At 29.6% G+C, this 19,065-nt stretch carries 12 protein-coding genes; all 12 read right to left on the bottom strand.

The genetic code is table 11. From position 1 onward, the window contains the following. Nucleotides 1-535: 535 nt before the first annotated feature. The 12 genes from Q0649_RS08295 to Q0649_RS08240 all read right to left on the bottom strand — a co-directional run bounded on the left by Q0649_RS08295 (nucleotide 536) and on the right by Q0649_RS08240 (nucleotide 18,877). Nucleotides 536-886: a Fic family protein gene (locus tag Q0649_RS08295; protein WP_298840106.1), complete on the bottom strand. Its 351-nt coding sequence runs from the start codon at nucleotides 884-886 to the stop codon at nucleotides 536-538. A gap of 18 nt (nucleotides 887-904) precedes the next feature. Further along, nucleotides 905-1,654, bottom strand: a complete 750-nt coding sequence (locus tag Q0649_RS08290) for a helix-turn-helix domain-containing protein (protein WP_298840103.1) — start codon at nucleotides 1,652-1,654, stop codon at nucleotides 905-907. A gap of 124 nt (nucleotides 1,655-1,778) precedes the next feature. Further along, entirely contained in the window at nucleotides 1,779-4,253 is a 2,475-nt protein-coding gene (locus tag Q0649_RS08285; RefSeq protein WP_298840100.1) for a DUF2357 domain-containing protein, read from the bottom strand. Then, the gene (locus tag Q0649_RS08280; RefSeq protein ID WP_298840097.1) at nucleotides 4,228-6,102 is read right to left on the bottom strand and encodes an McrB family protein; all 1,875 of its coding nucleotides are present in this window, start codon (nucleotides 6,100-6,102) and stop codon (nucleotides 4,228-4,230) included. The genes Q0649_RS08285 and Q0649_RS08280 overlap by 26 nt, the downstream gene beginning before the upstream one ends. Before the next feature lie 544 nt (nucleotides 6,103-6,646). Next, entirely contained in the window at nucleotides 6,647-8,755 is a 2,109-nt protein-coding gene (locus Q0649_RS08275) for an AIPR family protein (RefSeq protein ID WP_298840094.1), read from the bottom strand. Nucleotides 8,756-8,771: 16 nt separating this feature from the next. Further along, nucleotides 8,772-9,686 (bottom strand): PD-(D/E)XK motif protein, encoded by a 915-nt coding sequence (locus Q0649_RS08270; protein ID WP_298840091.1) that lies wholly within the window; start codon nucleotides 9,684-9,686, stop codon nucleotides 8,772-8,774. A 4-nt stretch (nucleotides 9,687-9,690) separates the two neighbouring features. After that, nucleotides 9,691-13,113: a Z1 domain-containing protein gene (locus tag Q0649_RS08265; RefSeq protein WP_298840089.1), complete on the bottom strand. Its 3,423-nt coding sequence runs from the start codon at nucleotides 13,111-13,113 to the stop codon at nucleotides 9,691-9,693. Next, the gene (locus Q0649_RS08260; protein WP_298840086.1) at nucleotides 13,103-14,602 is read right to left on the bottom strand and encodes an ATP-binding protein; all 1,500 of its coding nucleotides are present in this window, start codon (nucleotides 14,600-14,602) and stop codon (nucleotides 13,103-13,105) included. The genes Q0649_RS08265 and Q0649_RS08260 overlap by 11 nt, the downstream gene beginning before the upstream one ends. Before the next feature lie 766 nt (nucleotides 14,603-15,368). Continuing rightward, nucleotides 15,369-16,778 carry a DNA cytosine methyltransferase gene (locus Q0649_RS08255; protein WP_298840084.1) on the bottom strand — a complete coding sequence of 470 codons (1,410 nt, stop codon included), beginning with the start codon at nucleotides 16,776-16,778 and terminating at the stop codon, nucleotides 15,369-15,371. Next, complete coding sequence (locus Q0649_RS08250) at nucleotides 16,771-17,679, bottom strand: DNA cytosine methyltransferase (RefSeq protein WP_298840081.1); 909 nt, start codon at nucleotides 17,677-17,679, stop codon at nucleotides 16,771-16,773. The genes Q0649_RS08255 and Q0649_RS08250 overlap by 8 nt, the downstream gene beginning before the upstream one ends. Then, entirely contained in the window at nucleotides 17,669-17,854 is a 186-nt protein-coding gene (locus tag Q0649_RS08245) for an antitoxin (RefSeq protein ID WP_298840078.1), read from the bottom strand. Before Q0649_RS08245 ends, Q0649_RS08250 begins: the two co-directional genes overlap by 11 nt. Nucleotides 17,855-18,262: 408 nt before the next feature. After that, nucleotides 18,263-18,877, bottom strand: coding sequence for a hypothetical protein (locus Q0649_RS08240; protein ID WP_298840076.1), 615 nt, complete (start codon nucleotides 18,875-18,877; stop codon nucleotides 18,263-18,265). Between the last annotated feature and the right edge of the window lie 188 nt (nucleotides 18,878-19,065).

The following is a 19,065-nucleotide window of genomic DNA, read 5'->3' as shown; positions in this document are numbered from 1 at the left end:
CTCATCTTGCAGTTTCTTTGTACAACATATTTGCATTTTATCCCACCTTCCTCATCCTCACCATATATGTCTAAATTTATTAAACCATTTTATCCACAATATTATGATAAAATGATATACTTGTCAACAAATCAGATATATGTATACATTAAAAGGGAATTCATTATTGGATTCCCCTTTTGTTTTCAAAAATTATAGTAGATTACAACAGCAATTTACTAATTACTTATAAATCCTTATATATCAATGATCTAAGCTAATTACATATCTCATATTTAGTTGCAATATTACTATAATTAGAAATTTTTAGTAATTGTTTAAGAATTTTTTCGCAAAACTACAACAAAAGGTCCTATATGTTTACTGGAAGTGTAATGTAGACCTTATCCTTGTTATTTTAAAGGATTCTAACCTAGTAATAATGCTTTAACATGATAGATTAACCTCTCATTAATTAAAAATTTGATCTTCCAACAATGAATTAGGCGATGATTTGATGTCATCGCCTTACTAGAAAACATTTGAATATAAAGTATTATCTTTTCTTAGAATAATATTTTTGTTTTGGGCTTGTCGGTTTATCTGGCATTGTTAATTTCAATAATCCCCCTTTAATTAAAGGGTTTAAAATATTCTTTCTGAAATAGTCTCTATTAGCAAGAACCATGAAGCCTTGCATTTCACTTCTGCTTCTTGGTATCACACAAAATTCCAATAAATCTTTTACTTCTTCATCAGCTTGCATGGTAGCTTGCATGGTAGCTTGCATGGTAACTTGCGAAGTTAGCGGAATAATCGTCTTAAAAATATCTCCTTCAATAAAAATAGGCTCAGCGCCAGAGTATATCTTATTGTATTTATAAATATTTCTGACTCCTGATCCCAATTCATCCACCCATCCGATTTACCGAATATCATCCCTATCATCATAACGATCTAAATTTACTCTTCGTAAAATAGCATCAGTTCTATAATGAGGCAACGCTGCATGAATCAACTCTTCATTTCCAAAAATGAGAATACCTCCAAGAGTGATGCCCTCTTTACCACTTTGGGGATCTTTAAGAAATAGGCCTGCACTTTTTAAAAGTTCTAGGTCATTCATTGACTTCCATGGATGATTTGATCTTTCATTTTCAGCCATTTTTCTAACTTTTATTAAAAGTTCAGCCTTGAGTTCAGATATTTCCGCAAATGGGAAAATGCGATTTTCTGTATATGTGCCCTGCTTTCTCATATACATTTCTGAAACGAGATTTGTATTATGAGTGATGTCGATATCTCCATCTTCATTTCTATCATAAATTTTCCCATTACACCTATGAACCTGAGAACTCTCTGGCACAAAAATGTAAAGAACCACTTTCCCTTCAATCTCTATTTCCTCGACAGATAAATAAAAAGTTGGGCTAATTTTTTGAGGATTATTCATAGAAGTCACAAACTCCTTCTTAACCTTCTCTATTGCCTCTGGATTAATTCCTACAATACCACCTTTATCTTCAACACCAAGAAATAAGTGTCCTCCATTTTGATTTAGAAATGCGCATACCGATTCAAAAACATCTTTATTTAATTTATTTTTACTTTGCTTGAACTCAACAGTTATACTTTCTCCACCATTGAGAATTTCTTTTATTCTTTCAACTTTCATATATATCAACTTCCACTCTAAATTTTTTATTTAAACCCTGTAACTATATCATATATTATATATTATGTAATTTCAAACAAAGCATACAAATTTTTTATTCTAGACTAAACTGTACATTATAAATTTATAGGAATAATAAAATATCCCCTTCTAATCCTTTCACACTAGTTTCCACACCATTCGCCCTTATCCCACTCCCATCTACTATTTCTACCTTCACATCCCCAATAATATACTCCCTCACTTTATCTTTCTTACTAGTTGTAGCACCCTTGTCTTTATCTATTTTCTTTATTTTAACCGCTTTCTCTTTTGCTACCTTTTTTAATATTTTATATACCTGAAGTTCTAAGCTGCTTCCTACTTTTAGCTCATGAGTATTTTCTGCATTTTTCAAAAGGTACAAAGTTGTATATGTTACAAGTCTAGTTCCTGTTTGAATTGGGACTATATTATCAACTTCTTTTATAGATTCTAAGTTAATTCTTAAATATATATCATCCTCTGTACCAGCTCTTGCTTTAAGCTCAGTGCAATCTTTTCTCTTATATTCTAAGCATTTTTCTATCTTTCCATAATATCTTACTCCACCCTCACCTTTGAAGCTTTCTATTGATTGATAAAATGCTAAATACTCAACTGAGTCTCTAACCTCTTTTAATCTTGCTACTGGAATATGGTAAAATAAATTTTCTTTATACTCTTTTAAATGCTCTTTATTTTTCACATTAACAACCATTACATTAAGATGCTTAAACTTACCATAATCGTCATACTCATCTATAACTATCCTATCATTTCTTGCATCTAGTGGTGATTGCTCTATTATTTTCTTTAGCTGCTTTGTTATTAATTTTGTACTTCCCGGCAGCATAGGAAAAGCACCTATATTAACTTCTTCTATGCTCTTATAGAAGTCATGCTCTTTAAATTTTTCTTCATCTCCATAAGGAAACATAACATAGGCCCCAAAGGTATCATATTTGAATTGAACATCATTACTAAGCTTTGATACTATTGCATCCCTATATCTATGCATAACGTTTATATCATCCTCAACTGGACCTACAACGCCACTATCATCTACATTAATTCTGTACTTAGCATCAAATATATAAATTCTATTGTCCTCTTTATTATTTAAATTTCTAATATTAAGCACGGTATCTGGTCTTTGATTAGTTGTTGGCGACGAATATGACTTGTTATACCATAACTCTAACCTATTCTTTTTATTAGAATAAATCATCTTAGCCTGTGAGTCCTGGGATAACGTTAAATAGAACCCATTATCCTTATACTTTAATATTTCATATTCCTCTACCGTGTAACCTAAATCACTGAGAATATGATGTATTTTCATATAGCACCACATCTCATATAATAAATATAGTTTTTTAGGAGTCATTTGATAAAGTCCATCTCCTAAAGCAAGGCCCTTACTTAGCATAATATACTTTTTGTAAACTTCTCTATACCCTGGAGCCATTTGAAAAACTAAGCTCATAGTTTTTTTACCAGTAAGATTGCTAACATTACTAAATCCATTTTTCAGATGTTTATTTAATATAGATATCTTATTTTTTAAAAACTTATGTAATTCCACTTTATAATCAGTATTGTCACCATTGTTACTGGCTTTATTACTAATCATATTTATAACTATATTTTTAACAACAACATTTAGTCTTTTTATAATATTTGTTATCATATACTTAACAAATCTGTTCTCATATATATCTATAGTTGTTATCTTTCTTTTATCTACCAACATTGTTGCAATATAATTTTTATCTTTCCCTTTAATAAATCCATTTCGATTTTCTACAAGCACGCCTGAATGTTTTCTAAGATAAGCTATTGTATTACGAGAAGGTACTCTTGATTTTTCTACTCTTCTTATAGATTCTATAGTTTCTACGTTGTGCTTAGGATTTGCTATAATTCTTTTTATAGCTCCTTCTAAATCATCAAATATGCATCTCAAAATACTAATAAATTCTGCATTGGTTTGATGTTTAGTATCCACTAACCTAGTTTCTAAATAAGTTTTACCCATAAGGGCAAATGCTAAAGAATATATCTCGTCATTTACTTCATTCATAATATCCAGGTAATCCTTTTGATAATCAATTTTAGACGGAAAGACCTCTATATCTATAGATAATATATCTTTTCCATCTTTATTAATTATAAAATTGGATAAACCAATATCCGACGAAAAATCAATCATTCCAATGTAACAATTACTTATTTTCTGAAACACATTATTTAAATTACTGCCCATATGAATTACTTCATAATGGCTTTCATCTTTAACTTCTAAGATGAGCTGATATTTTCCATTCTCATAAAAACAAGGCTTAACATTAGGTCCATTAACTTCTGCTAATTCACCATTATCACAAATTACTTTCACTGTAACTTTGTCTTTATCTTTATATTCTAAGGCTACTGTAAGCGTTGCTGCAGTATTTATATTGATATTTAAATCTCTTACTTTCTTATTTATGCTTTCACCACTAAATGTTAATGAGAATTCATCAGCACAATCTATTTCTAAAAGCTTATCATTACGCCCAGAATGAAGTAAATCCATCTTCATAACCTCTTAACATCATAAGTATTTTTTTAGCACTCTTTTTGTACTTAATTTTGCCTGATTTTAGCTCTACTTCGCACTCTTTAATATACTCAATTGTTGCAGTAACTTCTTTACCGTTAGTATTGCAGTAATTAAATAATTTAATTAAGATTTCCTTAACAAGAAGCTCACTACCAGTTATAATTGGCAATATCTTTTGCATTATCTGAAAATCAAAGGCTTCATCTTCACTTAATAAATCATTGATCTTGTTTTCTAACATATAAAATACAATCTCATCTCTAACTCTGTATCCAAAATTCTTATTGCCTTGCTCTAGAATCTCATTTATATCTTTAACCTTACTATTAGTTTGCCTAACAAATGCATCATCAGTATTTAAAGCATCCTTAATATTTAAGAAGCTTGTCTTAAAAAAATTGTTATCAACATCAATACTTTCACATTCTTCATTATTAAAATCCAAAGCATCTAAGTCTACATCAGAAAACTCAATAGTATTGGCTCTATCTAATACCTTTCTGCTAAACGCAAATGTGGTATCATCCATATTAACAGTACCTACAATATAAATATTTTCAGGTATTCTTAAATTTGCATACTTATTTCCTTCTGGCAAATATTCCGCAGGAAATAATCTATCTGTTTTAATGTTATTATCAACATCAAATTCTCTGGATTCTATAATGCTTAAATATTCACTTAAGTAATACTCAACCCTAGCTAAATTCATTTCATCTAAACATATAAAATAAGGTTTATTAATATTCTCCTCTTTAGATGCTCTAAAAATAATTTCAGTTAACTTACCAGGAACAAATTCATCATTTATATTTTTATAACCAAATAATTCAGTACTATCATTCCAATCTGGCTTAACACTGATAATATTATATTGTCCATTGTCAGAGGTAGCCCCAACAGCATTCGCAAATAATTTAACTAGCTTAGATTTACCTGTTCCACTTATACCTGCAAGAATTATAAATGGTTTTGTTTTAAGGGAGAGGTAGAAGTTGGCTAGGTCATTATAGTGATATATGAAGCTTTTTGAAATAACATATCTTCTTATTTCATCTATTTTAAGTCTACTCTCATAATAATTCTTACTAATACCTAATCCATGACTTTCATTATTGTTTGTTGAAATTATATCTATTCTCTTAGATGTTGCTTTATATAGTTCCTCTATTTCATCTGTTGTATTTATAATCTCAGTTAAAACCTTATCTCCATTTGCCACTACATATTCTTTATTAAATTCCTTACCTATTTCAATAAGAAATGTCTTACCGCTACTATCACTACCATTTAGAACCAAATCTTTTTCGTCATTACTATTAAAATATTTTTCAAGCGTACTCTTGTTTCCTTCATTGCCATCACCACCATACCAAATTGTATATTTTGAGGTATCAATTGATTTACCATTTACCCAATTTTCAAGTCTAGCAACCCACATATTATGCTGTTTCAAAGAATTCTGCGACTTTTTCCCATAAGCGAAATGCCATGTAAGCTTTACCTCTATACTGCTTTTACGCGCAAAGACTGATATGCTTGATGCAGAGTCTAATCTATCTTCACTTTTAAACTGAGTCCAAAAGTAATCAAATATATTGCCACTATTTTGCCATTGTTGAGTAGATAAAATCTTTTTAACCTTGATTTTATTCATAATATGTTCTACTATGCTTTTCCATTCGTTGTCAAATGATGTTGCCTTTAATGTTATTAATTGACTATGTTTTTGTTCATTGTAATTGCTGTTATTTTTATTCGCGATTACTATATTTCCCCCATATTTATTAAGAAAATCAAATATTACTTTAAAATTATTCATTTTCAAATCCTCTCATATATCAATTTATTACTTGAATTGTTTTCTGCTAATTACTCTCCACTAAAAGCCTCTTGATTCGATGCATATAAATTTCTAATATTATCACTAAAGTTACTAAAATTCATAGTTAGCAAAGTCAATATATATTTTTTTATCCTAAATCCCTAACATATTAATTTTTATAAAATAACAACTTTATTTAAACAATTCTTTACAAGTCCTAAAATTCCTTCATAAAACATGTAGGAAAATAGAAGCACTAAATTTTATTGTTATTATTAACTCTGCTGATACCATCATATGTTACTTAATATAATCCAAATTAATTTTAGAATAAAAAAATAGCACTAACCCCAATTAGTGCTAAATACAAATATTTATTTTTTGAAGATTAACAAACTGACTAATAACATGTTTAAGATGAGTCTAAATAATTACAAATATTTATTAGTTATACTAAATATTTTAAATATATTTTACCAATAAAATGAAGATACTTCAACTCTAACATTAAATTAGTTAATAATTACTGCTATTAGCATTATCATACCACAATTCCTTCCTCATCAAGCTTTTCTCTAATTTTCATCATATTTTTAGCTTGCAATGAGGAGGGAATTTTAGGCGATAAACTATCAATTTGTGTACCTATTTTAAGCAATTCCATTTCTTTTATATTCAACATTTTCTTTTCTAAGCCTATTTTTAATAATCTACGCCAATAATCTGCTCCATAACGTAAAACTATAAGCTCCAATGCTAAGGCATTATCTAATTTTTGCTCTTTTTTTGCTTGTCTCTCTTCATTTTTAATTTCTTCCATTGGTACAAGGTCTGTAGAAAAACGTTCACTCAAACTGTACGGTATGCTCTTAAATTCATCCCACGTCTTTACATTTTTTGCGTATTCCCTTACAATTACTCCACTAGAATTTACTAAAAATTCATGTGCTATTTTGGATACTATCTCTACCTCATGTATAAACGAAGGATACAACACTTGTTTCTTCCATATAAGCATGAAATCTATATCAAATCCTTTTGCTATACTGCTAACTATCTTTGAAATTGTATACGGTACAATTTGAGCTTTATTTCCTCCCTTTGGATACCATGGCTGTTTATTTACCAATTTATCAACTGTCTTAAACATAATTGCGGCGCAAATTGCTCTTTTGAAATAGAATTCATTAAATTGCTCTTTAGATGCTGTATATTGTTTTTCAATATTTTCTGCAAAATATTTCATGTTTTTTGCAGAACCCATCGCCACAATGTGAGGCATGCCAGCCATAGTATTTAAATATTTTGCTAATTCTTCTTTTGTTAATTTCTGATCTTTAGGATATTTAGCCTTGAATTTTTCTCTTTCCGATTTAGTCAATTTCATTTGCTCTTGTTCCCATTTTCCACGAGAACGCTCATAATACCATACCGTAGGATATGGATTACCCTGAACAGGTGGAGCCATATACTTCCTCGACATTTTTTCCATTAAAATATGGAACGGACTATTGGAGAAGAAATCAGCATCCTTAACTGGATTCTGACAATTAGCACATTTGGAAATCTTCTCAACCATCGTATTATAAATTTCTCCTCTTTCCTCTTCACTACCAGTTGTTTTAATTACCGTCAACTTCATTGGAACAAAAATATCTGATAATTCAGCATTATCTTTTTTAATTATTGCACTAGCTAAAGATGCAGTAGTTTGACCACCATTAATGATTTGCAAATCCCTCATACAAGTAATTTCGAGGCCATTTTCACTTTGTGTGAATTCAACATGCTCTGCTGTTACGGCAATTCCATTATTATATGTAAAAAATTTGTTAGGTTCTTTAATAATTGTATTTCTAATCCCCTTATTTACGTTTCCCTTTACACTCAAAAATGCTCTCACATTTCCTTCAAGAAGTCTACTACCATAAGTCAAATATATATCAGCAAGAAACTTACCTGGTATTATTGCCAAATAAGCATCGTAATCTAATCCATCATTCATTTTCGCTTTTAGACATGGAATACCACTAATACCAAATTGATTTACGTCGATAACTATCGGTTCATTGTTAAGTGACTGCATTATTTCAAAATAACGCTCTATAGTCCAAACATTTAATTCAACGTGTCTCTCCAATAAATCCTCTTTTTTAAGCGACTTAACTGTTTGACTAAGTTTTGCATTTGAAATAATATAGAATTTGAATTTTAAAATACTACTTTTTGAAATATCTCCTCCAATTTTAATTCTTATTTCCTTAGCCACATCAAGTGTTGGGTCTGAATCATCACAAAACTCACTTAGCTTACCTTTATATACCTCTTCAATAAACGTAACCATTCTTTTGTATAATAAATCAATCCGCGTCATTGTCAGCATCTCTAGATCAAATGCATCTTTAAAATCACTAATAATCAGTACAATTGATCCATCAGCTTCATCAAACGCATACGCATGAAATTGCATCATTCTATTTCTTCGGCCTTTTTTTCCAAAGTAGAACTTAACTGGATCATTAACTTCGCCCAATGACTCCAATATTTCTAATGACCTAGCTATGAATTCATCATCTGTATCAGTACAATTAATTGCTGCATCAGCTCGTAATCCCTCAATAAACTCTTTACGATATTCATTTACGTCCATACATACCCCTCTTTATCTATTTAATCAGATATTCCATAATATTAACTAATGATAATTCATACTGAGCCTTTACAATTGCTGAAATTAAATTGCGTCTATCAAGTTTCGGAAAATCTTTATCAACTAAAAACCTTCTACAATCGCTAACTTCATAAACATAATCATCATAATGATCATTATATGAAAATCCTTGAAGGGATACTTTAGTAAGAAAATCCCCTTTATCATCCTCATTCTCAAGTGATTCATATATCTCTGAAACAAGTTTATTTAATTTAATTCCATTAAAAACCGGGCTCATTTTTTCCAGGCTATATACAACAAGCTCACCTATCTTATCACTTTCAAGCTGTTCAATAGATGAAATCTTAACTGTTTGACCTCCTCTTTGCATAGTCTTAACCTCATACCATGTATTATCATTTGAAAAATCCTTATGTGTCAGTTCCTGTCCACTCCAACTTAACAATGCTTTGTGTTTCCCATATAGTTCAAACAGTTCCTCCTTCATAAATAAAATTTCTCCGATTAATCCCATGATTTCTGGCTCAGTTAAAAATTCGCTCTTTTGCTTCAAAAACATTTTTTTCCATAATAAAAATCTATTAATGATATTGGTATAACCCAAGTCAGGTTCATCAATATTTCTTGATGTTTCCATTAAATCTTCACAAAATCTATAAAATAATCCACTAACCTCGTTGTCTACCAGCGAGAAAACTATTGTATTAAAATCATCATTTTTATATTGACTCACTATAATTGAATTCGTCCCAATAATACTTTTGGGTGAAAATTTTGCTCTAAGTTTAATTGATTTTCTTCCCTGATCATCAATTCCAATATACCAATCCAAAGTATGTTCAGTATCAGCCTTTATGAAATATCCATATGATTTTAATTCATTGAATCTCTCTCGTATATTAAACATTTCTCTATTCCTCCTCGTTTTCAGAAAGCATATCTTCAATTTCCTGCTTTGAGTAAATTGGATTAGTTTTATACTTATGCACTTCAGCATTACTATCAGAGCAATTTGGTATGCCCATACCTAATCCAACCCATGATTCTGTTGAATCAATAACTTTCGTAGTTGCTGGACTAACTTCACCATCTTCTCTAAATTTGATCAAATAAACAAGTAAAAGAGGATTCCTATCTTTAACATACTTAAACCAGGTATTTATAGGATAAGAGCGGCCTTTTTCGAATTCAACTTTTTTATCTTCTAAGTATTGTTTTTTATGGTGTTCTTCTGCACATTTAATTTTTTCTTTATCATCCAAACACTGTTTGCCATCAGCAGTACCAGCAAGTTTTCCTCGACTTCCAATATTTATTTTCTCTTGATATTCATCTACCGAACAAGAACGTTTTACCGGATATATATCAGCACCCTCAAAATTTTCGATTAACGGTTGATCTTTCTCTCCATCTAAAAATACAATATCCCAAAAATTTAGCCGTGGTATTTCACAGTCGTTCAAAAATTTATAAATTTGTTTTGTATCAAAACGCCTATTATATTTCGAAGACTTAAATTGGCTCAAAAGACTAATAACTATGTCTTTAGGAACACATTTTAATGCATAATGTTTTCCTTGATCTTTTAATCTCTCAAATTTAATATTATTATTTTTCGCTTTTTTCACCATCAAATGAACTAACTGTAAATTTTTCGAATTTACTGCTATATCATTTATTAAATAAGGTGTCTCAAAAACATCACCAAAATAGCTTGTATATTCAGTCTTGTCAGCTGCTATTCGCATTTTATTTGCAGCTGTTATGCGTAATTCAGTACTGTCATTCCGTACTCTGATACCAAATTCATGTGGGGTTCGCTTACAATCTCTCATCTTAGCCAAATCCTCTTTTAATAACTCAGTAGCTTCTGATATTTCAGTATACCAATCAGCTGATTTTTTACTTGTCCAAATTCTAAATATATCTTCATAATTTTTACGATAACCAAACCATCTTCCCATCTGCATAAGTACGTCATAGGTTGATGTGTTTCTGTAAAAATAGCTTATAATTAAACCTTCAAGCGTTAAACCTCTAGATAAGGATAGACCACCAATAGCAATTATTCTTATATCTGGATTATTTTCATAGTCCAACTTATCTGACCCTTTAGAACTATTAATAACCTTTATTTGTATATTTTCTACAGAATAAAAGAGCGTATCTACAATTTGATCCCATGTAAATTCTAACCCTTCATAATTTTTTTTCCATTGAGTATATATAGCATTTAAAATTGGGATTTTTTTATTTTTTCCCAAATCATGGGTTAAATCAAATTTTATTTTGCTATACGCTTCTTCATAAATTTGTTCAACGTTTTCTTTCACATATTGCTGAACATCAATAAATCTAGAAATATTTATCATCATTGTTCTAGGCTTATCTATATCGTGTTTTAAATCTCTAATAGCATTTGCCAAAAGAAAAGTATATATTGAATCAGTTAGACTTTTAGGTAATGTTCCCTTCCAATTTTTTTTATGCTTATAATAAAATAAATCCTCAACCCTATCTTTGTAAAAGCTATTTTGATTCCCTATATAGTTTGGTGAGGTAGACAACTCCTTTGCAAATGGTGTAGCTGTAGATTCTACGTAGGTAGCTGCAAATCCTACATAAGTAGCCTGCCAAAATACATCTACTAACTGGTGAATTAATTTGTTGATTTTAGTTGGATTTTCTTCTTGTTTAATTTCGATTACTCGTAAATCCGAATTATTTTCATTATCCAAATTATCTGACCCTTTAGAACTATTAATTACTTTTATTTGTATGTTTTTTATAGATGTTACGAGCGTATCTATAATTTGATCCCATGTAAATTCTAGACCCTCATAATTCTTTTTCCATTGAGTATATATTGCATTCAAAATTGGGATTTTCTTATTTTTTTCCAAATCATGTGATAAATCAAATTTTATTTTGTTATATGCTTCTTCATAAATTTGTTCAACACTCTCTTTCATATATTGTTGAACATCATTAATATGTGAAATATTTATCATCATTGTTCTAGGCTTATCTAAATCATGTCTTAAATCTCTAATAGCATTTGCCAAAAGGAAAATATATATCGAATCATTTAGATTTTTAGGTAATGTTCCATTCCATTTTCTTTTAGTATTTTTATAACAAAATAAATCATTATCAACATTAGAACCAGCATCTTCGATATACTTTAAAGCTTTTCTGTATTTCCCATCTTCATAAAATATCTTTTGAGCCCCTATATAGGTTGATGGAGTAGGCAAACTATATATAAAATCATTAGGAAATAAATTGTCATTTAACATGTCTTCTGTAGTTTCTGGATTAATAAAGACATTTGCAAAAGGTGTTGCAGTAAATCCTACGTATGAAGCTTGCCAAAATACATCTACTAACTTACGAATTAATTCATTAATTTTAGTTGGATTTTCTTCTGGTTTGTTTGTATTAATTGATGCATTATCTGCCTCATCATCAATTAGGAGCATTGGGTAATGAATTTTCTTAGTTATCGAATCAGCATTAAGTTTATATAACCACTGATATAATCTTTCAAGTACAGTTGTATTTTTCTTTATTACGCACACAACAACCTTATTACTTTCTAACGAAGTTGTTATTTTGTTCATATTTCCAACAAAATCATACTCTCTTGATGTCATCGCAGTAACCGAAAGTGGTCTTCCATCTTTACCAACCCCTACTCGAGATGTTTGAGCTCCATCTTTACAGCGTGAAATATCAAATCCAACAAATCCCTCTTCCACACGCTTTTGTGTTTGATTTCTCAATGTTTCAATTGTTCCAGTCAACAAAATAATAACCTTATATCCAGCATCAGCCGCTTTACATACCATACCAATATATGTAGAAGTCTTCCCAGATTGAACATCACCAATAATAAGCCCTCTACGAAGAAATTCAGCATGACTTTTCGGATCGCCAAGGTAATTCATCAACTCGATCAATGTAGTTTGATCTAATTTATTTACAATATTAAGTCCTAAATGTTGCTCTTCTAATAAATATTCCCTATATCTTTTCCAAAAGAATGGCTCTAATGCGCCGTCTTTTTTCAATCTTTCCGAATACCAATCATAGTGATTATAATCATCTGTAATACTTATTCCATTTGTATGTTTCGTTTGGCACAAATACTCAGCTTCCGATTTCACCTTTTTAGCTTCAACTTCATTAAATTTATAATTAGACATTCCAATAACCAAAGCGATAATAGTCTGAAGCTTTTGCTCATCAACATCTTCAGAACTTCTATATATATTATACATATGTTCAATTGCCTCAACACATTTCATAATTTCGAAATTGTTAATTTCCATTCTTATACTCCCCCTGAAGTTTTTCTTTTAATTGAATGTATTTACAAAACGGTTCTGAAATAAATATTTTTTCAATAAAGCTATCATAATCCATAATTCCCATTTTATCATTCATTTCAATTAAAAATCGTGCTTTATTATATACATCTTTTAAACGATCAGTCCCAATCTCATCGGATATCTTGTTACCAGACATATCTATATAAATTTGTTGATATGGCAAGGTATTTTCTAATTCTTCAAGAATCATTTCAAATCTGCTTAATACATTATCATCAATATCTTTATTTTTTAAGAAGTCAAAAATTCTCGATTTTCTGTTTATTTTACAAATATATTTTCCGTTTCTCGCTTCTATTCTATCCCAAACATAATCCAAGTGATCATTTACATTCTGTATCCTTCCACGATAAACCTGCGACTTAATAGCAATATCCATAGCTTCATCAACAGCTCTCTTAAGTTGAGCCCTAACTTTTCTGGGAATAGTAGCATTCTGTTTTTTTATGTCTATTCCCCATATATCATCTAAAGTGTTAGGAATATCAACTTTTATACGAGCATTCTTTGTTAGTTCATTTCTTGGCAATCCAAACCATGTGCCCCATACTATCAGTCTTTCATTTCTATATATATAATACCCTTGCTTTGTTCTATAGTTTTCTACTCCACCAATTCTTTTAAAATCATCTTTAGCCATATCCTTCTGAAATGGAAGAACATATGGACTTACAGTTATATATCTTTCTACCCCATTCGAGTCTTCAATTGGAATTTGTATTTCCTTTCTATGGTTAGTTTTTTTGTGTTTTTCCAAAAATGGATCTAATCCTTCAATTGTAAAATTATTGATTTTAATTGTTACTCGTTTTTCCTTATCTGAGTTTATGAATCTATGAAAAATTAGTGCTAAATACTCAGCTGTTCTATCTTTGTACCTGTCCAATGTAGTAAAGACATTCCCTGTGGATTTTTCTATAACATCAAAATTTTGCCAAAGAACCACAGTGCCACTTTCCAATTCGTCTAGACGATTAATTTCTCTTATATTACGAATTTCTTCTGAATTTAATTCTTTAATGATCCAGTCCTTTTTAAGTTTTACAAAATCTATGTCCCAAACATATGCAGAAAGACTACCTTTGCATTTACTTGCGACAGTCAAGTTCTTGCATTGAGATAACGAAGCTGCTTTTAGACCTAAACCGAATCGCCCAAGATCATATTCGGTCCTATTCCCTTCATTTACATTGCATCCGTACTTCATCGCATCATACAATTGTGAATTTGACATCCCTTGACCATCATCACAAATTGCTATATAACAATCCTGCGGCTCAGTAGGAAAAACAAGTTGTATATTTCGTGACTGAGCACTCAAGCTATTATCCAAAACATCTGCAATAGCAGCTTCAAATGTATACCCCATTGCTCTCATTGATTCCATTAAAATACTTGCTTCAGGTGGATTCTTTTTGTAAGTTGCCATAGTCCAAACCTTCTCTCTAAATAATATTCATGGATTAACGTTAAGTTCTCACAATAAACGTATATTATAATAAATAATCGTGGACCACCTTTTTTCAATTGAATTAAAAAGTAAAATATCTTCATCATCTATTGTTTTTACATGATATATTTATATTTAGCCACCTAGCTTTTAGTAATACCTGAGTTTTCAATATATCTCAAATTAATATTAAAAGTTACTATAATACCCCCTAATATAAAGCATATATGTTATCCCCTCATTATATATTTTTCTAGTGCAATTGGAGCAATTTCAATTAGTACACAACATCCTATTTATAATGATGTGTGTACTTAATTGAAATTAGATCAATAATCGCTAATACAAAATAACTAATTACATTATTTTTTGAATTTATTATATACTCTACAATTAACTATCATATATATAACTTACAAAATATAATATTATTTACTATATTACCACTATTCTACAAATAAGCTCAATATCCTTCAAAATAAAAAAGTTTCTATACTATTAAATTACAATAAAACTAAACGCTCTAATCTCTTTTAAAGAATTTAGAGCGTTTAAAATTAATAATATTACTAGTTGTATAAATTGTTTACTAAATTTTTAATTTTATATATTATATAGTAATTATTTATATTTATTTGTTTATTTATACCAATGTCCACCTTATATCCACAGTTCAAGTAGACTAATATTTATTACAACTATTAGGCTTCATAGTCTCACATATTATAAGAATTTTCTAGATACATTATAATTCAAGAAAGTTTCTAATTACATATGCTATAGTTCTAGATACAAGAGGTGGAACGCTATTACCAACCTGCATATAGGTTTTTGTAAATGGGCCACTGAAATAATAATTATCTGGATATGACTGAATCCTCGCTGCCTCACGTACAGTTAATCCCCTTGCCTCGCGAGGGTGAATATACATATTACAATCATACTTCATGTGAGCAGTTATTGTTTTACATGGTTTATTACCTCGTAACCTATAATACTTATCTTTAAAAATATCATTTCTATTTGCATACGGCATTATATCAGCTATTTTGGGATCATCTGATCTATCTCCTGGATTCAATTTTGTGAATATCTCTATGTCTCTAGGATTGTTATATCTTGCCTTGTGATTAAAAACAAACTTTGAGTTCTTTCCCATATTTATTAAATTAATATAGTCATTAGTTGTATCATTCAATTTTATATCTACTCTGCTTCCGGCAGTTTTTGAGTCTTTATTTGTTGCATTTTTCTCAGTACTTGCACTTAGCACTTTCATACTATAAAGTGCATCATTAAGTGTAGTTTTTGATCTATCTCCAGCTACTTTAATAATTTGTTCAATAATATCATTAACATTTGCACACGTTCTTGTTCCAATAAAAAATACTCTTTTTCTATTTTGTGGTACTCCGAAATTTATAGCATTAATGCGCATAGGAACGACTGTATATGCTGTTTCAAGTGACGCAAAATCTTCAATAATTTCATCTTTGATTTTTAACATTCCCTCAACATTTTCCATTACAAAAAATTTTGGTTTTACCTTTTCTATAGTGTCAACAAAATACTTATAAAGTTTATTTCTCGGATCATTAATTAATTTTTGTCTATTAGCCATACTAAATCCTTGGCATGGTGGACCTCCTATTACAACATCAACATCAAAACCTTCCATTGCTAAATCAAGTTCTTCACTAACGTGTTCAATATCTCTGCAGAGTATTCTAGACTCATTAACACTAGGATGATTAATTTTATATGTTTCAATGCAACATTCTTGATTGTCCACCGCAAAAACAGTTTTAAATTCATTTTGTGAAAATCCAAGTGAAAACCCACCAGCTCCACAAAATAAATCAATCATAGTTAAATCATTATTTTTAATTTTTTTCACGGCATTTTTTCTATAATATTTGCAAAAAATATTAATTATACAAACACTACACTTTGGTTCTTGTAAACAAACACTCGTCAAATGAAATAGTATAACCTTTTCCGCAATAGTATCCTCTGGTGGCAATTGATATTCATATCCTATTCGTACTGCAAATTTATTTATACTCTCTACTCCTAGTAACTTATCAATGTTATAACTTTGCTCCGCATACTGTAACTTTAATATTTTTTCAATTTCATACTGATATTTATTCATCTCTAATACACAGCTTTATTTTTTCTGCAACTGCACGTGCCACATTAACAGTTACTGCATTTCCAAATTGCTTGTATGCTTGGAAATCTGAAGAAACTATATTATAGTCTTCATCAAAGCCTTGTAATCTAGCACATTCTCTAGGTGTTAATCTACGTAGTCCTAGTTCTGTAGTCACATAATTATCTTGACCAGCACGATGCATTTTTCCCATAGTTGCACATAATGGTCTTGCTATTTCTAAGTCAACTTCGGGTTTAGAAACATATCCACCGCTCCCATGAGATAGTATTGTGATCTTAATTTTTTCACTCAAATAATACTTTCTATCTACATTTTTTTGAAGAACATCTTTTAATTTTATATTAGTTGGAATTTCCTCAGGAAATTTAAATTCAATATCTTTATTTTTAAAACATACAATAAACAGCCTATTTCGAGTCTGGGGAACACCAAATCCACTGCTGTTTAATTTACTCGTAAAAACATTATATCCCCTTTTAGATAATTCATTTTTAATAATCTTATAGGTTTCACCTTTTTTATGCGTCAGAAGTCTTCCAACATTTTCAAGTACAACAATTTTAGGTGTATGAAAATCTATTATTTCACAAATTCTAAAAAATAATGAACCTCTATGATCTTCAAAACCTCTCTCTTTTCCCATAATACTGAATGGCTGACAGGGAAATCCAGCGATTAAAATGTCATGCTTTGGTATTTTGTCTATTTCAACATTATTAATATCATCTTGAACAATATAATCACCAATATTTGCTTTATATGTTTCTACAGCATATTTATCCATATCATTTGCCCATATAACATTAAACCCTGCTTGTATAAATCCCAAATCCAATCCGCCACATCCGCTACATAACGAGCATACTCTATTTTCCAAAGCTATCCCCGCCTTCTCTTTTAATATATTCGGATATCAATTCACATATTGTAACCGATGAATTAGAACCCTTTTCCTTAACAAGTCGTTGAAATTCAGATTTCATTTTAGGTTCAAGCTTAACTTCTATTTTAGCTGTTTTTACTTCACCAGCTGGTCGCCCCACTTTTGCCATAACTATGTCACTCCAATTATGTTTTATTATTTTAATTATATACATCATAATATTAACACTTTTAAATCATGATGTATATTAAAAATAATAACAATACAATTTATTGTTAAAACTAATGTTAGACTCAAAATAAGCTACATTTCCTCTTAAATAACTTTCTATCTCAAATAAATCAGATAATCCACTCTCTTTCCCAGATATATTTGTAGACTCTATTATTGACGACTTATTCTATTTATCTACATTATTCTTAGCTAATATTTTTGAAATAAATGGCATTAATTCACTTATATTATCATGATTGTTTTTATCCTTTGCACTAATTGGCACTTACTTTCTGCACTTATTGTTTACTTTAATACAATAAAATAGGCTATCACCATGAAGTAGATAACCTTTTAATATATATTAATATTTAATTTCATTAATTAATTTTTCTATATATTTATTTCTAATTAACCTTTCTTTTTTATTATTTACACCTTCTTTAGCTGCCAAAGAATATTCTTGTGGAACATTTAACTCAAAAGTTACTAACGCTTTTTTAATTTCTTTTTCATTTATTAAAATAATACTATCATAATTATTATAAAATGCTATCATAAGTGAGAAAAGATTAGCTTTATTTAACCAATAAGAATCTTTTCTCAATCTTAATTTTAATATTTTTGAAGCTATAGTTTCTAATTTATCTACGATTTCATCTTTTAACTCAAATTTATTAGCATATTGTTCTAATATACTTTTATCTATATTTCTATTGAAAAATCCTGTTAAAATAATTCCTAGAATGTTCAGCATAAAATTCAAATGAACTTGTCTGGATATTTCATATGGACTAAATATACCGGATTCAATTATAAGTTTGTTTATATTTTGAATTTTTTTACCATTAGCCCATACAATAAATTCTTTTGGTATATTGGGATCTATTTTTAGATCAAAATCTAAATCACTTTCTAGTAACTTCTTATTATTCTTTATTACATCTATTTCCTTAGGTAATAATTTAGCAACCAACATAAATTCTGAAGGAGCAAATTCTGAAGATATTTTTTCAATAGCAAATTCGTATCGCTCATAAAATCCCCGTCGAGTAGACTCAGTGAATTACTCCACCAAGCCCCTCTCAGAACCGGACGTGCCCAATTAAGGTATCCGGCTCCTCATATTATCATTTACAGAATATAACTTATTGTAGATTTAAGTTC

The organism is uncultured Clostridium sp., from assembly GCF_937920395.1.
Taxonomy (GTDB): Bacteria; Bacillota; Clostridia; order Clostridiales; family Clostridiaceae; genus Clostridium_AD.
This window is presented reverse-complemented; position numbering and strand designations above follow the sequence as displayed.